Raw genomic sequence first — 19,165 nt, forward strand, 5'->3', positions numbered from 1 at the left:
ATGACCGGGTCAGCCGGACAGGACACGGCCGAGACGGCCGAGACGGCTCAGGCGGCCGGGCTCGCCGACCCGGCGCGGCTGGGCGAGCTCGGCGCCGACCAGGCGCGGCTGCTGGAGCGCGAGGTGGAGGCGGCGCTGCGGCAGCAGGGCGGGGTGGCCGACTGCGCGGTCGTCTTCCAGGGCGCCACGGTGGCCGCCGGGCCACGCGACTGCGTCCGCTGCAACATCACCGAGAGGTACCCCGGTATCACCTTCGACGACGCCGGCGTGTGCAACCTGTGCCAGATGTACGAGGCGAACCGGGAGCGCATCCACGCCTTCTTCGGCGAGCCGGCCGAGATGGTCCGCCGGATCAGGGCGCGCGCCGCGGCCCGCGGCTCCGCCTACGACTGCCTGCTGCTGTTCAGCGGCGGCAAGGACAGCACCTACGTGCTGCACCAGCTGGTCGACCTCGGCCTGCGGGTGATGACCTTCACCTTCGACAACGGCTTCATCTCCAAGACGGCGCTGAACAACGTCAAGGAGATCACCGAGTCGCTCGGCATCGAGCACGTCACCGCGACCCGGGCCGACCAGAACAAGATCTTCCTGCTCAGCCTGCAGCAGCACAAGAGCGTGTGCAACGGCTGCTTCCGCTCGCTGCTGGACCTCAGCACCGAGCTGGCCCACCAGCGCGGCATTCCCACCATCGTCACCGGGCTGTCCCGCGGGCAGATCATCGACGAGCGGCTGTCCTGGTTCTACCAGCAGGGCGTCTTCGACCCGGCCGAGATCGAGCCGAAGCTGGCCATCGGCCGCAAGATCTACCACCAGTCCGGCAGCGCCATCGAGGCCGCCGCGGTGGACTCGGTGGAGGTCGTCGACTACTTCCGCTACTCCGACGTCACCAAGACCGGCATCCGCGAGTTCCTGCAGCGCACCTCCTCGTTCTGGTCGCAGCCGCAGGACACCGGTTTCTGCAGCTCCAACTGCATGATCAACGACGTCGGCGTGTACGTGCACAACCAGGAGCGCGGCTACCACAACTACGAGGCGCCCACCCGATGGGAGGTGCGGGTCGGCCACCTGACCGTCCCCGAGGCCGACGAGGAGCTGCGCACCCCGGTGAACATCCCCCGGGTCAAGCGGATGCTCGCCAAGATCGGATACGCCGACCCGGCCGACCGGGCCCGGCTCGGCAGCCGGCTGGTCGCCTACTACGTGCCGGACGGCGTCACCGACCCCGACGAGCTGCGCGCGGCCGTCGCCCGGGTGGTGCCCGACATCCTGGTGCCCGAGCGGTGGGTGCCGGTCGAGAGCATTCCCCGGGCCGGCGGCCAGGTGCTGCGCGAGGAGCTGGCGCCGCCACGGCCCACCCGGTTCGGCACCGAGCTGGCCGACGCCGCCGACGAGCCCGCCGACGCCGTCCCGGCCGACCCGGTGCCGCCGCTCACCCCGGCTCAGTTCGCCGTCCTGTCCCGGCCCGGCCGGCCGGAGCGGCACGCCCGCGCGCTGCTGCTGGAGCCGCCCGGCCGCGCCGACCCGGCGCGCGCCAAGAAGGCCATGCTCCAGCTGCTCATGCAGCACGAGGCGCTGCGCGCCCGGTTCGAGCGGCACGGCAGCGAGTGGCGGCGGCGGGACGGCGGCGTCGGCGCGCTGCCGGTCATCGGGCTGGACCTGTCCCGGATGGAGCCGGACGTCGAGCCCGGCCTGCTGCGGGCCGCCGCCGACCGGATGCGCTCGCGCATCGACCTGGCCGCCGGCCCGCTCGTCCAGCTCGCGGTGATCGACCGCGGCGCGCGGCCGTCCTGGCTGCTGCTGGTGGTGCACGAGCTGGCCGCCGACGGGCACACCTGGCGGCTGCTGCTGGACGACCTGTCCACCGCCTGGCGGCAGCTCGCCGCCGGCGAGCCGGTCGTCCTCGCCCCGGTGGACCCGGCCCCGGATCCCGCCGGACCGGCCCTGGACACCGCCGGACCGGCCCCGGTGGCCGGTACGGCGGGAGTCGTGCCGGTGGCCGGTTCCGCGGTCCCGGCGGGCGAGGCGTGCGTGCTGCCCGCCGGGGACGGCGAGGACCAGGCGCGGCTGCGGGTACGCAGCGGCGACGAGCCGGTCGCCGGTGGACCGGCCGCCGGCGCGGTGCTCGCCGCGCTCGCCGCCGAGCTGACCGCCCGGTTCGGCGGGGACCACCTGGCCGTCGAGGTCACCGACCACAGCGGTCCCGGCGACCGCGCCGGCGCGGTCCGGCTGGCCGGCGCGCACACCGCGCCGCGCACCCTGCTGGTCACCGCGGACGGCACCGCCCGCCCGGCCCCGGCCGGCACCGTCGCCCAGGTCCGGTACGACCACTTCGGCGACCTGGCCCGGCTGCTGCCGGCCGGCGCGCCGCTGGCCCTGGCCGGCCGGGACGAGGTGGACCTCACCGCGCCGCCCGCCCCCGCCGGGTACCCGCTGACCGTCACCGGCGCCGTCCGGGACGGCCGGGCGTACCTCGACTGGTGGTGCGGCGGCACGCTGCGCGCCGAGCTGGCCGCCGCCGGCGTCCCCGACCGGGTCGCCGCGACGCTGTCTGGCGCCGGCACCGGGGTCGGCTGAGATGGCGCCCCCAAGATCGGCGGGGACGGCGACGTCGGGATCGGCCGGGATCGCGGCACCGGAGTCTGCGGGGACGGCCGCACGAGGGTCGGCCGGGATGGCGGCCCCAAGATCGGCCGGGGCGGTGGCTCCCGGGCCGGCGGTCCCGCTGACGGCCGGGGTGGCGGCGCCGGAGCCCGCGGGGAGGACGCCGGCCCGCACCCTTGGGGTGCTGGGCGGGATGGGCCCGGCGGCGACGGCCGAGTTCCTGCGGCTGCTCGCCGCCCGGGTGCCGGGCAGCGCCGACCAGGACCACCCGCGCGTCCTGGTGCTGTCCGAGCCCGCCGTCCCGGACCGCACCGCGGCCATCCTGGACGGCGGCCCGTCGCCGCTGCCCGCCATCCGCGAAGGGCTGGCCACCCTGGTCCGCTGGGGCGCCGACCTGCTGGCCGTGCCGTGCAACACCGCGCACGTGTCGATCGACCGGCTGCCGGACGGCCCCGGGGCGCCGCTGGTGCACATCGTGGACGCCACCCTGGCCGAGGCCGCGCGCCGCGCCCCCGAGGGCGGCTGGCTGACCGCCACTACCGGCACCGTCGTCAGCGGCCTGTACCAGCGACGGGCGGCGGCACTCGGCTACCCGCTGCTGGTGCCGGGCGCCGCGGCCTGCGAGGAGATCCACCAGGCGGCGACGCTGGTCAAGGCGGGCCGGACCGGCGAGGCGGCCCGCCGCTACGCCGCCGCGGCGCACGCGCTGTGGCGGGCCCGCCGGGTGCCGGTGCTGGCCGCCTGCACCGAGCTGCCGCTGGCCTACGCCGCCGCCGCGCTGCCGCCCGCCATGATGGTGTCCAGCCTGGACGCGCTGGCCGCCGCCTGCGTCGCCGAGCTGTACGCCCCGGCCGCGCCCGCCCTCGCGGCGGCCGGCACATGACCCGCCGGGGCCGCGCCCCGGCGGGGACGGGAGGATCACCGGAGAATGGCTGAGATGAGGGTACGCGAGCGGGGCCGGGCCAAGGCCGGCTCCTGGCTGGCCGAGCTGCGGCCCGCCATGGTGGAGCCGGTGGCCCGGGTGGTGGCGCTGCCGCACGCCGGCGCCGGGCCGAACGCGCTGATGCCGCTGCTGTCCTGCCTACCGGACGACCACGAGGTGCTCGGCGTCACGCTGCCCGGCCGGGAGCGCCGCTTCACCGAGGGCTACCCCGAGGGCCCGCAGGACCCGGCGCCCATCGTCGAGGCCATCGTCGGCGAGCTGGCCGCGCTGCCCACCCGGCCGACGGTGCTGTTCGGGCACAGCATGGGCGTCGCGCTGGCGGTCGCCGTCGCGCTGGCCCGGCCCGAGCTGTGCAACGCGCTGGTGCTCAGCGCGCACCCGCCGGCCGGGGCGCGGGCCGAGCGGGCCGGCGAGTGGGACGAGGAGACCCTGCTGAAGATCATCAAGCTGGGCGGCGGCACCCCGGACGAGATCCTGGAGAACGCGTTCTGGCGCGGCTACCTCATCGGGCTGCTGCGCTCGGACCTGGGCCTGGCCGGCACGCTGGTGCGCCGCAACCTGGCCGGCCGGCTCGCGCTGCCGCTGACCGTGCTCGGCGGCACCCACGACGAGCTGGTCGACCCGCCGGAGCTGGCCGGCTGGATCCGCCGCACCGACGCGCGGGTCCGCTTCCGGTTGCTCCCCGGCGGCCACTTCTACCTGATGGACGAGCCGCACCGGCGGATCGTCGCCGCCGAGATCGCCCGGGCGGTCAGCCCGGCCGCCGCGGCCCGCCCCTACGAGCCCTGAGCGACCGCATTCCGGTTTGTTGTGGAATGCGGAAAAGGAAAGGTCCGCATTATCTGAGATGCGGGGCCGGAATGACCCGGACGAAGCTGGTCACGTCGACCAATTCGTAAGGGAGCACTCAATGGTCGTGTCAGAGAAGGCGGGAAATCCCGGAGGCGGGACCCCGAGCACGGCGCGCCGGTATTTCCCACAACTTGAGGGAATGCGAGGCCTGGCCGCCTTGGGGGTGCTCGTCCTGCACGTCGCGTTCAGCGCCGGCCAGATGCGCTGGAACGAGGCGCCCGGCATGGAAGAGACCGGGAACGGCATCTTCAGCGTGCTGTTCAACCAGCTCCAGGTCAGCCTGCCGATCTTCTTCACCCTGTCCGGCATGCTGCTCTACCGGCCCTTCGCCCTGGCGGCCATCGCCGACACGCCCACCCCCCGCGTCAAGCCCTACCTGTGGCGCCGCGCGCTGCGCTGCCTGCCCGCCTACTGGGCGCTGATCGCCGTCGTGCTGATCGTGCTCAACCGGGACAACATCCACGGCTTCTGGGACGTGCTGCGCCCGGTGCTGCTGCTGCAGATCTACCAGGAGAACGCCTGGGTGCTCGGCGGCGAGCAGACCTGGAGCCTGTCCACCGAGATCGCCTTCTACTTCGCGCTGCCGGTCATCGCCTGGATCCTGCACCGGATCGCCCGCGGCGCGGCCACCCCGGCGGCCCGGGTCCGCCGCATCCTGATCTCGCTGTCCACCGTCATCCCGGTCAGCGTCGCCTGGACCGCCTGGACGCACAGCTCCGCGTTCGGGCCGTGGCCGATCGAGGGCAACTGGCCGCTGGGCTGGATCGACTTCATCGCCACCGGCATGATGCTGGCCACCCTGTCCGCCGGCGCCCAGGTGTCCTGGGACGCCGTCCCGGGCGTCTATCGGGCCGCCGACCGCCGGCAGATCGCCTGCTGGATCGGCGCGCTGGCCGCCTACCTGCTCGCCTGCGTCTCGCCGTTCGGCGACCCGGGCAGCGCCAACTCGCCCGGCCTGGCGCAGAGCGTCGCCGAGCACGTGCTGTACCTGACCTTCGGCCTGCTCGCGGTCACCCCGCTGACCCTGCCCGAGCAGCGGTCCCGGTTCATCGCGGCCGTCGTCACCAACCGGCCGATGCTCTTCCTCGGCCGCATCTCCTACGGCCTGTACCTCTGGCACATCGCGATCATCTACTTCTGGGACGGCGACCTGTTCCGCGCCGGCAACTTCTGGGTGCTGCTCGCGGTCACCCTGGCCGGCAGCATCGTCTGCGCCACGATCAGCTATTACCTGATCGAGAGCCCGGCGATGAAGCTGCGCGAGCGCCTCGGTAAGGCCCCCAAGCAGTTCAGCGTCGTCACCCTCCTCCCCGAGACCCCCGCCACACCCCCCGCCGAGCCCTCCACCCCCGTCCCCGCCACCCGCTGACCTACACCCGCGCGCCCCGGAGCCCTCTCCTCCGGGGCGCCACCGCGCGTGAAAGGGTACGGGCCAGGACGTCAGGTCTCGCCGGCGTCGGGCGACTGCTTCATCCATGCGGGAACATCCCGACCGGTGATCGCCCGGAACTCCTCGGCCACTCCGCCGGCATCGCCCGCGTAGGCACGACGCAGCTCCTGGACGATCAGGGCGAGATAGACCCGGTCATGCTCTGGCAAGCTCTGAATCGTGATAAGCGCTTCGGTCAACGGCGTGATCGCCTCCCGGAACCGGGCTCCTTCGACCAACACGGACCCGAAACATGCGAAACCGCGAGCGTAACCCGCCAGATAGCCATCTCGATTGTCCGTCACCAACTCCCGCCATAGGCCGACGGCTTCCTGGGAGAGGATGATGGAGTCGACTCGCCGCCCGAGGGCCGCCAGCAGTTTCGAGTGGATGGTGGCCGAGTCGGCCAGGTCGGGCAGGTAGGCGTCTCGATTACGAGTGACCAACTCCCGGCACAGGTCGACGGCTTCGTGGGAGAGAGGCATGGCTTCGGCCGGCCGGCCGGCTCCGTTGAGCAGAGCAGCGTGGTGGCTCGCTGACTTGGCCAGGTCGGGCAGGTAGGCGTCCCTGTTGCGGGTGGCCAGCTCTCGCCGCAGGTTCAGGGCTTCTTGGGAGAGGGGTATGGCTTCGGCCACCCGTCCGGCCCATGCCAGTTGGCGGGCGTGGTCGTGGGCCGACTCTGCCAGGTTGGGCAGGTAGGCGTCCCTGTTGCGGGTGGCCAGTTCTCGCCGCAGGTTCAGGGCTTCTTGGGAGAGGGGTATGGCTTCGGCCACCCGTCCGGCCGCCGCCAGTAGCAGGGCGTGGTGATTCGCGGAGATGGCCAGGTGGGGGAGGTAGGTGTCTCGGTGGCGCTTGACCAGTTCTCGCCACAGGCCTAGGGCTTGTTCAGAGAGGGCGGCAGATGCGGCTCCCCGTCCGACCTCCGCCAGCCGACGGGCGTGGGTGGTCGCTGCGTTGGCCAGTCCGGGCAGGTAGGCGTGGTTGTCCAGGGCGGCCAGCCGCAGATATAGATCAAGGGCTTGTCGGGAGAGGCCGGCGGCTTCGGCTCGCCGCCCGAGGGTCGCCAGCAGGTTCGAGTGGTTGGTGATCGAGTTGGCCAGGTTGGGCAGGTAGGCGTCGTTGTTGAGGGTGACCAGTTCCCGATACAGGTCGAGGGCTTGTTGGGAGAGCTCGGCGGCTTCGGCTCCCCGCCCGATCTGCACCAGGGATATCGCGTGGTTGTGTAACGAGGTGGCTAGGTCCGGCAGGTAGGCGTCTCGGTTACCTGTGACCAGCTCTCGGTATAGGTCGACGGCTTCGCTGGAAAGCGTGACCGCTTCGGTCCCCCGCCCCACCTCTGTCAGTAGCTTCGCGTGGGTGTTCATGGAGTTGGCCAGGTCCGGCAGGTAGGCGTCTCGGCAACGTGTGACCAGCTCTCGGTATAGGTCGAGGGCTTCGCTGGAAAGCGTGACCGCTTCGGTCCGCCGTCCCACCTCTGCCAGCCGGTTCGCGTGGTTGTTTGCCGAATTGGCCAGATGGGGCAGGTAGGCCTCTTTGTCGAAGGTGACCAGCTGTCGACGCTGGTATAGGGCCTCTGCGGAGATGATGATCGCTTCGTCCCGTCGCCCGAGATTCGACAGGTAGATCGCTTGGTTGCTCAGCGAGCTTGCCAGGGCAGGGAGGTAAGCGCCCTGCCGGACGCCGAGCAGATCCCACCATAGCCGGGTGGCCTGTTGGCTTTCCGCGAGGGCACGGATATGGAGGCCGGCGTAATGCAGGCGGAGTGCCAGATGCTCTTGGATGCGAGCCTGCTGGGCAGGGCCGTCACTGGTGGCCAGCCCGTGTTCGGCCAGCCGCTCGGTGAGGGCGGCGATGCCGATGTCCAGGTCGATGTGCCGGTGCTTGGGCAGGGCGGCTTCGATGGTTTCCAGCAAAGCGGTGCCGATGGTCTCGAGCTTGACGAGGGCGGCCAGTCCGGCGCCGCCGGCGTGCAGGGCCAGCTGGGGGTGGGCGGTCAGTAGTGGAGCCAGCTGCGTGGTGGCCAGGTGCGGCCAGCGGCGTGATGCTTCGATCAAGGTCGTGAGTCCGTGACGGACCCAGACCGCGTCACCGTCGCCCGACGGAGCATGCTGCCCGTCGGGCGGGGCGAGCAGGCGGGCTGGTGCCTGCTCCGCCCACGGATCGGTCGGGAAGTCGTAGGAGTGGCCTGGGGTGGACAGCGCGAGGAAGTCCTCGCCCAGCCGGTCTGGATACAGCGGCTCCAGCACCGTGACGCCGCCCCGGCCCCGGTCTCCGGAGGACTGTTGTGCCAGGTCCGCCGGTCCGGGTGGGTAGCACACCGCGTGGTCTTTGAGGAGCTGCCCGGTGGACAGGGTGGAATCGATGTCCGCCCGGGCCAGCGCCGCCTTGCCGTCGGGGTGGCCGAGCCGGCCGGTCAGGATGGCGGTGTAGACGACCTGTGCCATCGCGTCCGGCGTGGTGGCCAGGGGCTTCTCCCGGTTCGGGGCCGCCATCGCCTCCCAGTGGTCCCGCTCGCGCGCCAGCAGCAACTCCGACACCCGCACCGGATCGGTGGGAGACGGCTGTCCTCGTTCGTGGGCCAGCACCGCGGCGAGGGCGGCCATGTGCACGGCCAGCACCAGTCGGTAATCCTCCTGCCGCGCCAGCGCCGGTGGCGGCGCGACACCGCCGGCGCCGGGCACTTGAAGCAGTTCGGCGAACCGGTCGCGCGCCGCGATGAACAGCCCGGCCCGGGTGACGCCCTGGTCCTGTTCCAGCGGCGCCAGCTCCTCCCGGGTGGGAGCCAGGCGCAGGTCACGCTGGATCCGGCCGCTCAGGCTCTGCCACCAGGTGCCGGCCGGCCGGGCCAGCAGCAGCACCCGCACCGGCAGCCCGGCCCGGGCCCGGGCATCGGCGAGCAGCGTCAGCAGGTCCGCGGTGTCCCACCGTTCGGCGTAGTCCACCACCACCAGCACCCCGGCCGCCCCGGCGAGATCGGGTACCTCGAACTCCGCGGGCACCGAGCGGTCGCGCCGATGGTGCGCCGCCAGCACCGCCCACCCCTCGCGCTGCCACAAGGCGGCCACCTGACCGGCCAGGCGTGTCTTCCCCTGCCCGCCCGGTCCGTGGATCAGCTGGACCGCCAGCGCGGCGTCCGCGTCCCGCCACTCCCGCAGCCTCGCGAGCAGCGCGTCACGACCGGTGAAGCCGATCAACGCGTTCGCCGCCCGCAGCAGTTCACTGGGCTGCGCCCGCGCCCCGCCCATCGCCGGCGGCGCCGGTGGCGATGGCCAGCGCGCCCACCGGTAGGGCTCTGTCCCGCCGTAGATGATCAGGTCACCGGCCGCCTGGACGATACTGGCCAACCCGGTGGCCCGCGCCCGCTGGGTCACCTTGCCGGGCCTCGACGCCGGACTCACCGCTGATCGATGTCGCGACCGGCCTGGTCCACCTGGCCGCCATCGCCGGCCGTGGCCCGCTGCCGTACATCGCGGTGCGCCGCATCGGCTGCGGTGCCGCTTTCGGCCCCGGCGCCGCCGTCTGCGGCCAGCCCCGGACGTGCTGCTGCTCTTTCGTTGACGTCACGGCCGGCCTGCCGAACCCGGCCACGCCCGGTGGCCGTGGCCCGCTGCCGTACCCCTCCACCGGAAGCCGGGCCGGTGACCAGCGCGTACACCGCCACGCCCAGCCCGACCAGCCCGACGAACAGCCCGCCGACGCTGGCCAGCTTGTCAGCCTCATCCAGTCCCACCCGGGCCAGGTATACGCCCAGCCCTGCCAAGGCCACCACCGCGACCCCAGCTCCACCCCATAACAGCATCCCTCCGCGCATACCCGACATCATCGATCATCCGAAAGATCACATGGCGTGATCGCACGATAACGGCGTCCCACCCGACCGGCCGCCAGGTATGACTGCATTGGATCAATGCGGAGACGACAGAGCTTCGCGAGGTCGGATAGCGGCATATTCTGCCCGGAACTCACGGGCGGCGACAGTCCGGAACCTTCGCATTTCGTGGACTGTCTGGTCGAGTCGCTCCCAGCCCAGGGGTGCGGCCATCGCCTCCGTTGCGGCAAGCGAGGAGCGTGCCGATGTGACGCCACCGGTGACGTCGCCCAGCCTGAGCCGGGCGATGGCCATCTCGGCTTTCAGGACGCATAGTTTCTTTATCTCGGGTTCGGGACCGAGGTTCGTGACGATCGCGTCCAGCGCGGCGGCGGCCTTCTCCTCGTGGTGCACTCGGGTGTAGACCGCGAGTGCCATTGAGGCGAACCGTGCGGCATCGAGGAAGAAGGTCCAAGGTCGAGAAGTGATGTCCGCCGCAGGGTAGAGGTCCTCGGCTTCGCCGATGGCGGCGATCGCCGTCTTCCGGTCTCCGATGAAGGCCGACTCCTCGGCCAGGCGCGCCAGCAGGTATACGCGCGTCGCAGGCGCGGAATCTCCGACCTGTTCGATCGCAGCTGCCGCGAGCCGCGGTGCGTGGACGCGTTTCCGACCCAGCGTGTAAGTGCGATATCCCGCCCATATCGCCGTGATCGCTGGATCGCGACCGTGCTTGGCGGCGACGTTGACCAGACGTGACATCGAGGCCACCTGCCTGGTCTTCCCCATCTCCCAGGCAAACCAGCCGGCGAGCACCGCGCTCTCGCCGGCCGTGACGGCAAGGCGTTGCCTCAGGACGTCCCGAGAGCTGCTTTCCAGGAGTGCGCTGATGTCACCGAGATGAGACATGAGTGCGGGGTACAGAACGGCTGCAGGGAGATGTCCTTCCAGCCGGTGGAACCCTCTCGTCCGGTCTTCGAGGTGACCGACCGTCACGCCGTCCGGCCGATGATCTCCAGCGAGGGCACGGATGAGCCGTTCCGACGGATCGAGCGCGGCACTCGCCGTGACGGTCGCGGCGAGTTGCAGCAGGCCGCGTCGCTCCATTCGCTGGTCCAATCTTCCCACCGTCCAGGCGAGAGTGAGACAGTCCAACGTTTCGCCGTTGGCTGCCATCCCGTCGGCGAGAGGACCGGGCGACGAGCTTTCAGGACAGCGCCCGGTACCGCCGATGCCGATGTCCCCGGACTTGTCATCATTTCCTGCGAGTATATCCTTGCCGAACAGCTTCGTCTCGTCCACCTGGAACACTCGGCTGTAGAGGATAGGATAAGGGTCTTTTGGATGGTGTTTTCCGGCCTCCCAGTCTTTGATGTTTCGGGTCAGCGAATCGCGTTCGGGTAGACGGACATGCTCGTCGGCCGCGTCGGCCAGTCGCTTGGCCATCTCGCGTTGCGTCCATAGCCTCTCGTGCCGCTCGGCACGCAAGCGTGCCGCCCAGGCGGGGACATCATTCATCCGCGTGCTCCTTGGGGGTGTCCCGGCTCTACCTGCCCCCTCAGTTTCCCTGGGTCCCACTGTCGGCGCAGGTATTCGGCGCGATGTGATGACGGCGAGGTAAGAAAGGCGGAACCCGGAGGGCGCTGTGCACGCCGTGCGGATTCCTGGACCGCACGCGGGAGGTGCGATTCTTTGGCAGAGGATGAGGCGGGGCCATCCGTCCGGCAAAGTGGGACAGAAGCGTCACTGCTGGGGGTTATTAATCTCATAGGGGCGATGGAGTCACCTTTCCGGGCGCGTGAATGGATCAAGGAAAGGCTCGGTGCGGATCATCCGGCGGTTGAGGATGTGACGTTGCTGGTATCGGAGGTCGTTACGAACGCGGCGGTTCACTCCGATTCGCAGAACGGGGGCAGGGTGACCGTGGCGCTGGCCGACTGCTTCGACCGCATCCACGTGGATGTGGTGGACGAAGGGGGAGCGTCGGTTCCGGAGGTTCGCGGGGACGTGTTCGCCGAGGGCGGGCGCGGTCTGCTGTTGGTCGACGTCATCTCGGACACCTGGGGCATATACGAGGGCGAGGCAGGGCGAACGGTGTGGTTCGAGGTCGCGTACCGGCGGGGTGGCCAGACGGATCACCAGCGAGGGGCGGGCCCGCTGCGAGACGATGATTCCAAAGGTGTCGATATGACGCCCAGCGAACCAGCGGGCCGCTCCACGCCCAGGAGCGGCGCTTACTCCACCTGGGCCGACGTCCGGGCCAGGGGGCGCGCTCTTGATCCGCGGCCGGCGGAAGAGCAGACCCATGGCCGGGAGATGGCACGCCGGCGCCGCGAGTCCTTCCAGCCGGAGAATCGCGGCGCGGGGCCATGAGTCGCTCCAGCGGCTCGCTACCCGATGAGCTCCGCCAGGATCGAACGGACCGACGTGGCCGGGCGCTGGAGGAGGTTCTCGAGGTCTGGGCCGGTGGTGGCGAATTCCCCGCGCCGTGCCGCGCGGAACATGCCGAGCAGCATGTTCGCCTGCTCCGCGGGCACCCCGTTGCCGATCATCGCGGCCGTCCACGCCGCGTCGTCGGCGACGACGCGGCGGATGGTGCGGCCGGTGAGTTCGGTGAGGATGCCGGCGATGTCCGCCAGGTCGAGCGCGTCCGGCGCGGTGAGCGGCGGGGTCGGGCCATCGAACCTGCCCTGATCCGCGAGGATGATCGCCGCCGCTTCGGCGAGGTCGCGGTGCGCGGTCCAGGAGATGGGCCCGTCGGCCGGTGCGACGAGTTCGCCGGTCTGGAGGGCCCGGCCGAGTAGATGCGGGATGGTGCCGGCGTAGAACCCGTTCCGCAGCGCCGTGAACGGTGTGCCCGCCTTCGCCAGGTAGCGCTCGGTGGCGGCATGGTCGGGCATCGGCGCGAAGAGCGAATGCTCGGCGGCGCCCTGGTGGCTCGTGTAGAGGACGCGCCGGGCTCCGGCGTCGTGGGCGGCGTCGATCGCCGCGACGTGCTGGGCGACCGCCTCCTCGCCCGCCTGGCTCGTCGAGACGATGAGCACCTGCGTCGCGCCCTCGAACGCATCGGTGAGCAAGCCGGGGTCGGTGAAGTCGCCGCGGCGTACGCGGACCCCGCGCGCGGCCAGGTCGCCGGCCCGGCCGGGGTCGCGGACGCTGACGCCGATCCGGTCCGCCGGGACCTGGTCGAGCAACCGGGCGACGATCTGGGAGCCGAGCTGCCCGGTGGCGCCGGTAACGATGATCATTACTTGCCTCTTTCTTGCTAACGTTGATATCGCTGTCATGCTAACATCGTTAATAACGAGGTTAGCAAGCACGTGTTATCGTTGGAAGCGTGGCAGAGGTGCGAGGTGATGGCGCCGACCGGCGCAAGACGCGAGCGAACATCGTGGAGTGCGCGGCGCGGCTCCTGAGCGAACAGGGGGCGAGCGCGGTCACCACCCGTGCGGTGGCGCAGGCGGCCGGCGTGCAGGCGCCGACCATCTACCGGTTCTTCGAGGACAAGGACGCGCTGCTCGACGCGGTCGCCGAACACGTCTTCGCCGCCTATGTCGCCGGGAAGACCCTCGCCGAGGCCGGCGGCGACCCGATCGCGGATCTTCGGGCGGGATGGGACGCCCATATCGGCTTCGGCCTCGCCAACCCGGCGCTGTTCGGCCTCCTTGTCGACCCTGGTCGTGCGGCTCGTTCACCGGCGTCGGCTGCCGGCCTGGAGATTCTGCGCGCCCGGGTGCGCCGCGTCGCGGCGATCGGCCGGCTTCGGGTCCCGGAGAGGCGGGCCGTCGAGCTCATCCACGCCGCCGGGACCGGCGCCGTGCTCGCCTTGCTCGCCACCCCGCCGCGACATCGGGATCTCGACCTGGCGGATGCGATGTACCAGGCGGTGACGCGATCGATCCTCACCGACACGCCCCCGCTTCCCATGGACGACCCGGCCGCGGCCGCCATCGCGTTCCGCGCCGTCGCGCCAGAGCTGCCGACGCTCACCGACACCGAGCGTGCCCTGCTGTCGGAGTGGCTGGACCGAGCCGGCGCCGCTGGATGACGGCGTCCGGTTTCGTACGGCGACGCGTTACCTGCCGGGTGAGGGTTCGGTCGCCGACGATCGTCACAGCCGGCCCCGGCAACCGCGCCGGACCGTGCCGGGGTCCTCGCCGCCAGGTGCCGCCCCCTTCGGGCGCTGAGACTACGCCTCCAGGTAGGCGGCGAGATTGGCCAGCGAGGATGCGAGGCCGGCGGCGTGGTCCTCGGCGGAGATGCCGGCCGGGACATCGTCGGCCCGGAACCTGACCTCCGCCCCGTGATCGGTGGCGACGACCTCCCACGTCATGGTCATCGTGCCGGCGTAGGAGGGATCGTCGGAGACGAAGTCCACCGCCTGCACGACCCGCACCCCGGGGACGAGTTCGACGAACCGTGCTTCGACGATGTCGGAGTCCGCCGTCGCCTTGCCCGGAGCCGCTGAAGCGTCCGCGTAGGTCAGGATCAATCGGTATGAGCCACCGGACCAAGGCTCGAACCGCTCGAATCTGCCGCTCATTCCGTCAGGCGGCAGCCATACGGTAAGCGCGTCCGGATCGACGAGGGCATCGTAGACCCGATCGGGCGGAGCGGCGATCACTCGGGTCGCCATGTCTGTTCGTGACATTGCCGCACACTACTGCCAAACCGTAATCGGCTGCCCGTGCCCGTTCACTGGCACTCGCCCTGCGAAAACGGGTGCCCAACGGCTGCGGGGCGCCGGGCGTTTCCCCAGCGCGAGGGGAGTGGTCAGGTGTAGAGGTCGTTGAGGGTGATCAGGCGGACGTCGCGGCCGGGGGCGGCGGCGAGTTCGGGGGTGAAGCCGGCGCCCGAGTAGCAGGTGAGCACCGTGTCGCCGGTGTCGTACCCCTTGGCGGTGAGCAGGTCGCGCGCTCGCCGGAGCCGGGTCACCTGCTCGAGCCCCATGCTTCGGTCCCACTTGACCTCGCCCAGCGAGAGGACCTTTCGTGGACGGCCGTGGTCCACGGGTGCCAGGACGGCGACGTCGATCTCGATCTGGGTGCGGTTGGCGGGGTCGGGTACGACGCCGCTTCCCACCTCACCCGCCGCGGGGTCGGCGTGAAGGGCGTATTCACGGCAGAGCATCTCGACGTGCGGGCCGACGACCTGCGACAGGAAGCGCGCCCTGCTGCCCCGCCACACGGTCGCCGCGTCGCCGCGCTCCAGCCGCGCCCACTCCCGGGCCATGATCGCGTGGTAGAAGGTGATGAGCGGTTCGGCCACCCGGTAGTGGCTCCGGTTCGGCCGGAAGAGATCGTGCTCCTTGACCAGGAGGTGGCTGTCCACAAGGACGTGGAGCGGGTGGGCGATCTCGTTGGACTTGCGTCCCACATAGCCGGCTATCGCTCCGGCGGACGTGTTGCCGTCGGCGACGGCGGCCAGGACGGAGTGGTAGAGGGACGGGTCGCGGATCTCCGTCTCCTCGGCCAGCAGGTAGCGGGCCTCGCGGAACAACGGAACCTCGGCGTTCAGTACCGACCGGATCACCCAGTCGTCGAAGTTCGCCGGCCCGGCGGGCGCGTCGCCCCGGACGAACTCCTTGCGGTAGGCCGGTGTGCCGCCCACGACCGCGTGCACCTGGACCGCCAGTCGCGGGTCGGTAATGCCCCAGAACCGGGCGGCCTCGCGGTAGCCGAAGGGCCTGATGATCATTTCTAGGCCCGCCCGCCCGCGCAGCGGAGCGGTACCCGACAACAATCCCCCCATCACCGACATCGCCGAGCCGCACAGCAGCAGGCGGGCGGTGCTGGCGGCACCGGAACCGCCGGGGCCCAGCTCCCGCTGGATGATCGAGGGAAGCTCGGGGGACGCCTTGACGAGGTAGGGGAACTCGTCCAGCACGACGGGCACCGCCCGATCTTGGACGACGCTGAAGAGGTAGGGGATGGCGTCGATCCAGTCACGGAAGGCGGGGACCGGGGCGCCGGTGAACCTGATCAGCTCATCGGTGAACAGGCGCAGCGCGACCGCCTCCGTCACCTCCAGGGCCGGAAAGTAGATACCGCCCATGCTGCTCGCCAGGGCCTGCAGCAGATAGCTTTTCCCTTGCCGGCGGCGGCCGCTGACCACGCCTAGCCGCGCCTGCCGGCCGGTGTCCGACGCGAACGAGACCAGGCTCGCCCACTCACGCTCCCGGTCGAACACATGCTCAGGCTTCCGCATGTATCGAAGTGTACTTTGTCGAAGTACGTTTGACTCAACCGTACTTCACCATGCTGGAGAGCGGTCAGGCATGCGGGGTGTGGGCGAGGGGGCGGAGGCCGAGGAGGTCGATGGCCTGCTCGCGCAGCTCGACCTTGCGGACCTTGCCGCTGGTGGTGAGCGGGTAGCCGTCCACCACCTGCACGTACCGGGGGATCTTGAAGCGGGCCAGCTTCCCGGTGCAGAACTCGCGCAGCGCGGAGGCGGTCAGCGGCTCGGCGCCGGCCCGCATCCGGACGAACGCCATCAGCTCCTCGCCGAAGCGGGGATCGGGTACCCCGACCACCTGGGCGTCCAGCACGTCGGGGTGGGTGTGCAAGAACTCCTCGACCTCGCGCGGGTAGATGTTCTCGCCGCCGCGGATCACCATGTCCTTGATCCGGCCGGTGATGTTGACGTACCCGTGGTCGTCCATGACGCCGATGTCGCCGGTGTGCATCCAGCCGTCCCGGTCGATGGCCTCGGCGGTCTTGTCCGGCTCGTCCCAGTAGCCGAGCATCACCGAGTAGCCGCGGGTGCAGACCTCGCCGGGCAGGCCGCGCGGCGGGATGAGCCCGGTCTCCGGGTCGACCAGCTTGATCTCCAGGTGCGGGCCGGCCCGGCCGACGGTGGAGACCCGGCGGTGCAGCGAGTCGCCCGGCCGGGTCTGGGTGGCCACCGGGGAGGTCTCGGTCATGCCGTAGCAGATGGTGATCTCGCGCATGCCCATCCGGTCGACGACCTGCCTCATCACCTCCACCGGGCAGGGCGAGCCGGACATGATCCCGGTGCGCAGCGAGGACAGGTCGAAGGTCGGGAAGTCCGGGTGGGCCAGCTCGGAGATGAACATGGTCGGCACCCCGTACAGCGAGGTGCAGCGCTCGACGTCCACCGCGTCCAGGGTGGCCCGGGCGTCGAAGACCGGGGAGGGGATCACCACGCAGGCGCCGTGGCTGATCGCGGCCAGCGTGCCCATGGTCATGCCGAAGCAGTGGTAGAACGGCACCGGCACGCAGACCCGGTCCAGGTCGGTGTAGCCGCACAGCTCGCCGACGAAGAAGCCGTTGTTGAGGATGTTGCGGTGCGACAGGGTGGCGCCCTTGGGGAACCCGGTGGTGCCCGAGGTGTACTGGATGTTGATCGGGTCGTGCGGGTTCAGCGGGGCCCCGGCCTCCTCCAGCAGCCGGGGGTCGGCGTGCCGGCCGGCGGCGAGCAGCGTGTGCCAGGCCTCGGTCCCGATGATCAGGACGTGCTCCAGGTCCGGGCAGCGCGGCCGCACCTCGGCGATCATGCCGGCGTAGTCGGACGTCTTGAACCGCTCGGCGGCCACCAGCGCCCGCACGCCCGCCTGGCCGAGCACGTACGCCAGCTCGTGCGACCGGTAGGAGGGGTTGACGTTCACCAGGATCGCGCCGATCTTGGCGGTGGCGAACTGGGTGAGCACCCATTCGGCGCAGTTGGGGGCCCAGATGCCCACCCGGTCGCCGCGGCCGATGCCGAGGCCGAGCAGGCCGAGGGCCAGCGCGTCGACCGCCTCGGCGAGGGTGGCGTAGCTCCACCGGCGTCCGGTGGTCCGGTCGACCAGCGCCTCCCGGTCGCCGTAGGCCGCGACCATCCGGTCGAAGTTCTCCCCGACGGTCTCCTCCAGCAGCGGGGTGTCGCGCGGCCCGCGGTCCAGGCTCGGCAGCAGGCCCCGGCCGGCCGCGCCGGGGAGCTCGTCCTCCAGGACGGAGACGGTCAACGATCTCACTCCTTCTCACGGGCTGCGCACGGGCTTCGTACGGGCTGCGCACAGGTGTGCGCCGGGGCGGGGCCACCGAGCCCCGCCCCGGTCCGGGCTAGGGTGCCGCGGCCGGCACCGGCCGGGTGGTGCCGGCGTCCGCGCCCGGGCCGCCGGGCGGGCTTCCCGCGCCCGGCCGCCGGGAAGAGGCGAACCGCCGCATCACCGGGTTCTCCACCAGCGAGAACAGGGCCCACGACAGCACCAGGGTGATACCCGCCAGCCCCGCCATGACGGCGAACCCGCCGGCGACGCTCCAGCCCTTCGGCGAGCCGAACCACTGGCGGACGTACATCAGGACCAGGAAGTGCCACATGTAGAACGCGTAGGACACCTCGCCCAGCCAGACCATCGGCCGCGAGCCGAGCCAGTTCGTCCGGCGCTCGGTGTCGCGGACAGCACCGGCCCCGATGATCAGGCAGAGCGGGATCACCGAGGTGGCGACCACGTTGTAGCTCACCGGGAAGAACCTGGCCAGCGCGTACACCGCGATGCCGATCGCCAGCGCGCCGCCGAGCCCGACGGGCAGCCGGCGGCCGGTCATCACGATCCGCGCCAGCACCATGCCGAGGACGAACTCCAGCATCCGGGTCGGCGGGAACTGCATGATGAACCACATCTCCAGCTCGGTGAGCCCGAAGCCGGGGATGGGCGCCTGGGCCGGCAGCAGCTTGGCGACCAGCGGCACCGCGAAGATGGCCGCGGTGATAATGCCCGCCCACAGCCACAGCCGCTCGCCGCGGATGCGGCCGACGTACCGGGCCAGCAGCGGGAAGCACAGGTAGAACAGCGCCTCGCAGGACAGCGACCAGGCGGGCGCGTTGAACGCGGTGCGCACGGCGAGGTTCGGCACGTACGCCTGGGCGAGCAGGAAGTGCAGGATCGCGGTGCCGTTGTCGATCGCCTGCCGGGCGGCCAGGCCGACCAGCAGCAGCGCGGCGATCAGCGTGATCGCGTAGTTGGGGTAGATCTTCAGGAACCGGCGGCGCAGGAACGTCCGCGCGGTGTCGCTCGGGCGCCGCGCGTAGGTGAGGACGAAGCCGCTGAGGATGAAGAAGTACGAGACCGCCGCCCAGCCGCCCTGGATGACGACGGACATGTAACTACCGGTGAACTGGGCCGAGACGAACAGGTTCGCCCCGATCGCGTGGGTGAGGAACACCATCGCCGCGGAGACGAAGCGCATCCCGGTGAGCGACGGCAGCCGGGAGGGCAGGGTGGTCGCGGCCTGTGGTGCGGGCTGGACGGGATTATCGGCATTCTTCGACGACGCCACCATTGTCGGACGCCCCTTCTTTTCCTTTTCCGCCGGCCGGCGTGGGGCCGGCCGGCGCGAGGGCGGGCCCGGCATCGTTTTCCACCTGCTCGGGGAGCCACCTCGCATCGATCAGCAGGTCTTGACGATCGCACCGCGCGGGCGGCCGCGCATTTTCCAGATTGCGGTCTTTCGCCGGCCGGACGGGGCCTGGCGGCGCCGGGCGGCGGATCCGCAATCCAGAAGATGCCCGGGGCGCGCGGCGGGCGGGACGC

The 19,165-nt window shown here is 71.2% G+C and carries 14 protein-coding genes; 6 read left to right on the top strand and 8 right to left on the bottom strand.

Features of this window, described 5'->3' with window-relative positions:
* The 4 genes from Sru01_RS06030 to Sru01_RS06045 all read left to right on the top strand — a co-directional run bounded on the left by Sru01_RS06030 (position 1) and on the right by Sru01_RS06045 (position 5,765).
* Entirely contained in the window at positions 1-2,574 is a 2,574-nt protein-coding gene (locus Sru01_RS06030; RefSeq protein WP_203982863.1) for a condensation domain-containing protein, read from the top strand.
* Positions 2,575-2,671: 97 nt separating this feature from the next.
* Positions 2,672-3,484, top strand: a complete 813-nt coding sequence (cuyB, locus tag Sru01_RS06035; RefSeq protein ID WP_203982864.1) for a cysteate racemase — start codon at positions 2,672-2,674, stop codon at positions 3,482-3,484.
* Between the two features lie 45 nt (positions 3,485-3,529).
* Positions 3,530-4,333 carry a thioesterase II family protein gene (locus Sru01_RS06040; protein ID WP_203982865.1) on the top strand — a complete coding sequence of 268 codons (804 nt, stop codon included), beginning with the start codon at positions 3,530-3,532 and terminating at the stop codon, positions 4,331-4,333.
* Positions 4,334-4,535: 202 nt separating this feature from the next.
* Positions 4,536-5,765, top strand: a complete 1,230-nt coding sequence (locus Sru01_RS06045; RefSeq protein WP_203982866.1) for an acyltransferase family protein — start codon at positions 4,536-4,538, stop codon at positions 5,763-5,765.
* 71 nt (positions 5,766-5,836) lie between these two features.
* Here Sru01_RS06045 and Sru01_RS06050 read toward each other — a convergent pair whose 3' ends face one another.
* The 3 genes from Sru01_RS06050 to Sru01_RS06060 all read right to left on the bottom strand — a co-directional run bounded on the left by Sru01_RS06050 (position 5,837) and on the right by Sru01_RS06060 (position 11,148).
* A complete protein-coding gene (locus tag Sru01_RS06050) occupies positions 5,837-9,196 on the bottom strand; it encodes a tetratricopeptide repeat protein (RefSeq protein ID WP_203982867.1) in 3,360 nt (1,119 codons plus the stop codon).
* A 23-nt stretch (positions 9,197-9,219) separates the two neighbouring features.
* Complete coding sequence (locus tag Sru01_RS06055) at positions 9,220-9,636, bottom strand: hypothetical protein (RefSeq protein ID WP_203982868.1); 417 nt, start codon at positions 9,634-9,636, stop codon at positions 9,220-9,222.
* Between the two features lie 93 nt (positions 9,637-9,729).
* A complete protein-coding gene (locus Sru01_RS06060) occupies positions 9,730-11,148 on the bottom strand; it encodes an NsdA family TPR-like regulatory protein (protein WP_203982869.1) in 1,419 nt (472 codons plus the stop codon).
* A 258-nt stretch (positions 11,149-11,406) separates the two neighbouring features.
* Between Sru01_RS06060 and Sru01_RS06065 the strand changes: the two genes are divergently transcribed.
* Positions 11,407-12,003 carry an ATP-binding protein gene (locus tag Sru01_RS06065; RefSeq protein ID WP_203982870.1) on the top strand — a complete coding sequence of 199 codons (597 nt, stop codon included), beginning with the start codon at positions 11,407-11,409 and terminating at the stop codon, positions 12,001-12,003.
* Positions 12,004-12,020: 17 nt separating this feature from the next.
* Here the strand turns inward: Sru01_RS06065 and Sru01_RS06070 are convergent, their stop codons facing one another.
* Positions 12,021-12,878 (bottom strand): NmrA family NAD(P)-binding protein, encoded by an 858-nt coding sequence (locus Sru01_RS06070; RefSeq protein WP_203982871.1) that lies wholly within the window; start codon positions 12,876-12,878, stop codon positions 12,021-12,023.
* 89 nt (positions 12,879-12,967) lie between these two features.
* Between Sru01_RS06070 and Sru01_RS06075 the strand changes: the two genes are divergently transcribed.
* Positions 12,968-13,678, top strand: coding sequence for a TetR/AcrR family transcriptional regulator (locus Sru01_RS06075; protein WP_239136985.1), 711 nt, complete (start codon positions 12,968-12,970; stop codon positions 13,676-13,678).
* A 141-nt stretch (positions 13,679-13,819) separates the two neighbouring features.
* Here Sru01_RS06075 and Sru01_RS06080 read toward each other — a convergent pair whose 3' ends face one another.
* From Sru01_RS06080 to Sru01_RS06095, 4 genes are all read right to left on the bottom strand, one after another.
* Positions 13,820-14,281, bottom strand: a complete 462-nt coding sequence (locus Sru01_RS06080; protein WP_203982872.1) for an SRPBCC family protein — start codon at positions 14,279-14,281, stop codon at positions 13,820-13,822.
* A gap of 122 nt (positions 14,282-14,403) precedes the next feature.
* A complete protein-coding gene (locus Sru01_RS06085; protein WP_203982873.1) occupies positions 14,404-15,837 on the bottom strand; it encodes an AAA family ATPase in 1,434 nt (477 codons plus the stop codon).
* 64 nt (positions 15,838-15,901) lie between these two features.
* Entirely contained in the window at positions 15,902-17,596 is a 1,695-nt protein-coding gene (locus Sru01_RS06090; RefSeq protein ID WP_373869491.1) for an AMP-binding protein, read from the bottom strand.
* A gap of 97 nt (positions 17,597-17,693) precedes the next feature.
* Positions 17,694-18,914 (bottom strand): acyltransferase family protein, encoded by a 1,221-nt coding sequence (locus Sru01_RS06095; RefSeq protein ID WP_203982874.1) that lies wholly within the window; start codon positions 18,912-18,914, stop codon positions 17,694-17,696.
* Positions 18,915-19,165: the final 251 nt, after the last annotated feature.

Source organism: Sphaerisporangium rufum, assembly GCF_016863395.1.
Taxonomy (GTDB): Bacteria; Actinomycetota; Actinomycetes; order Streptosporangiales; family Streptosporangiaceae; genus Sphaerisporangium; species Sphaerisporangium rufum.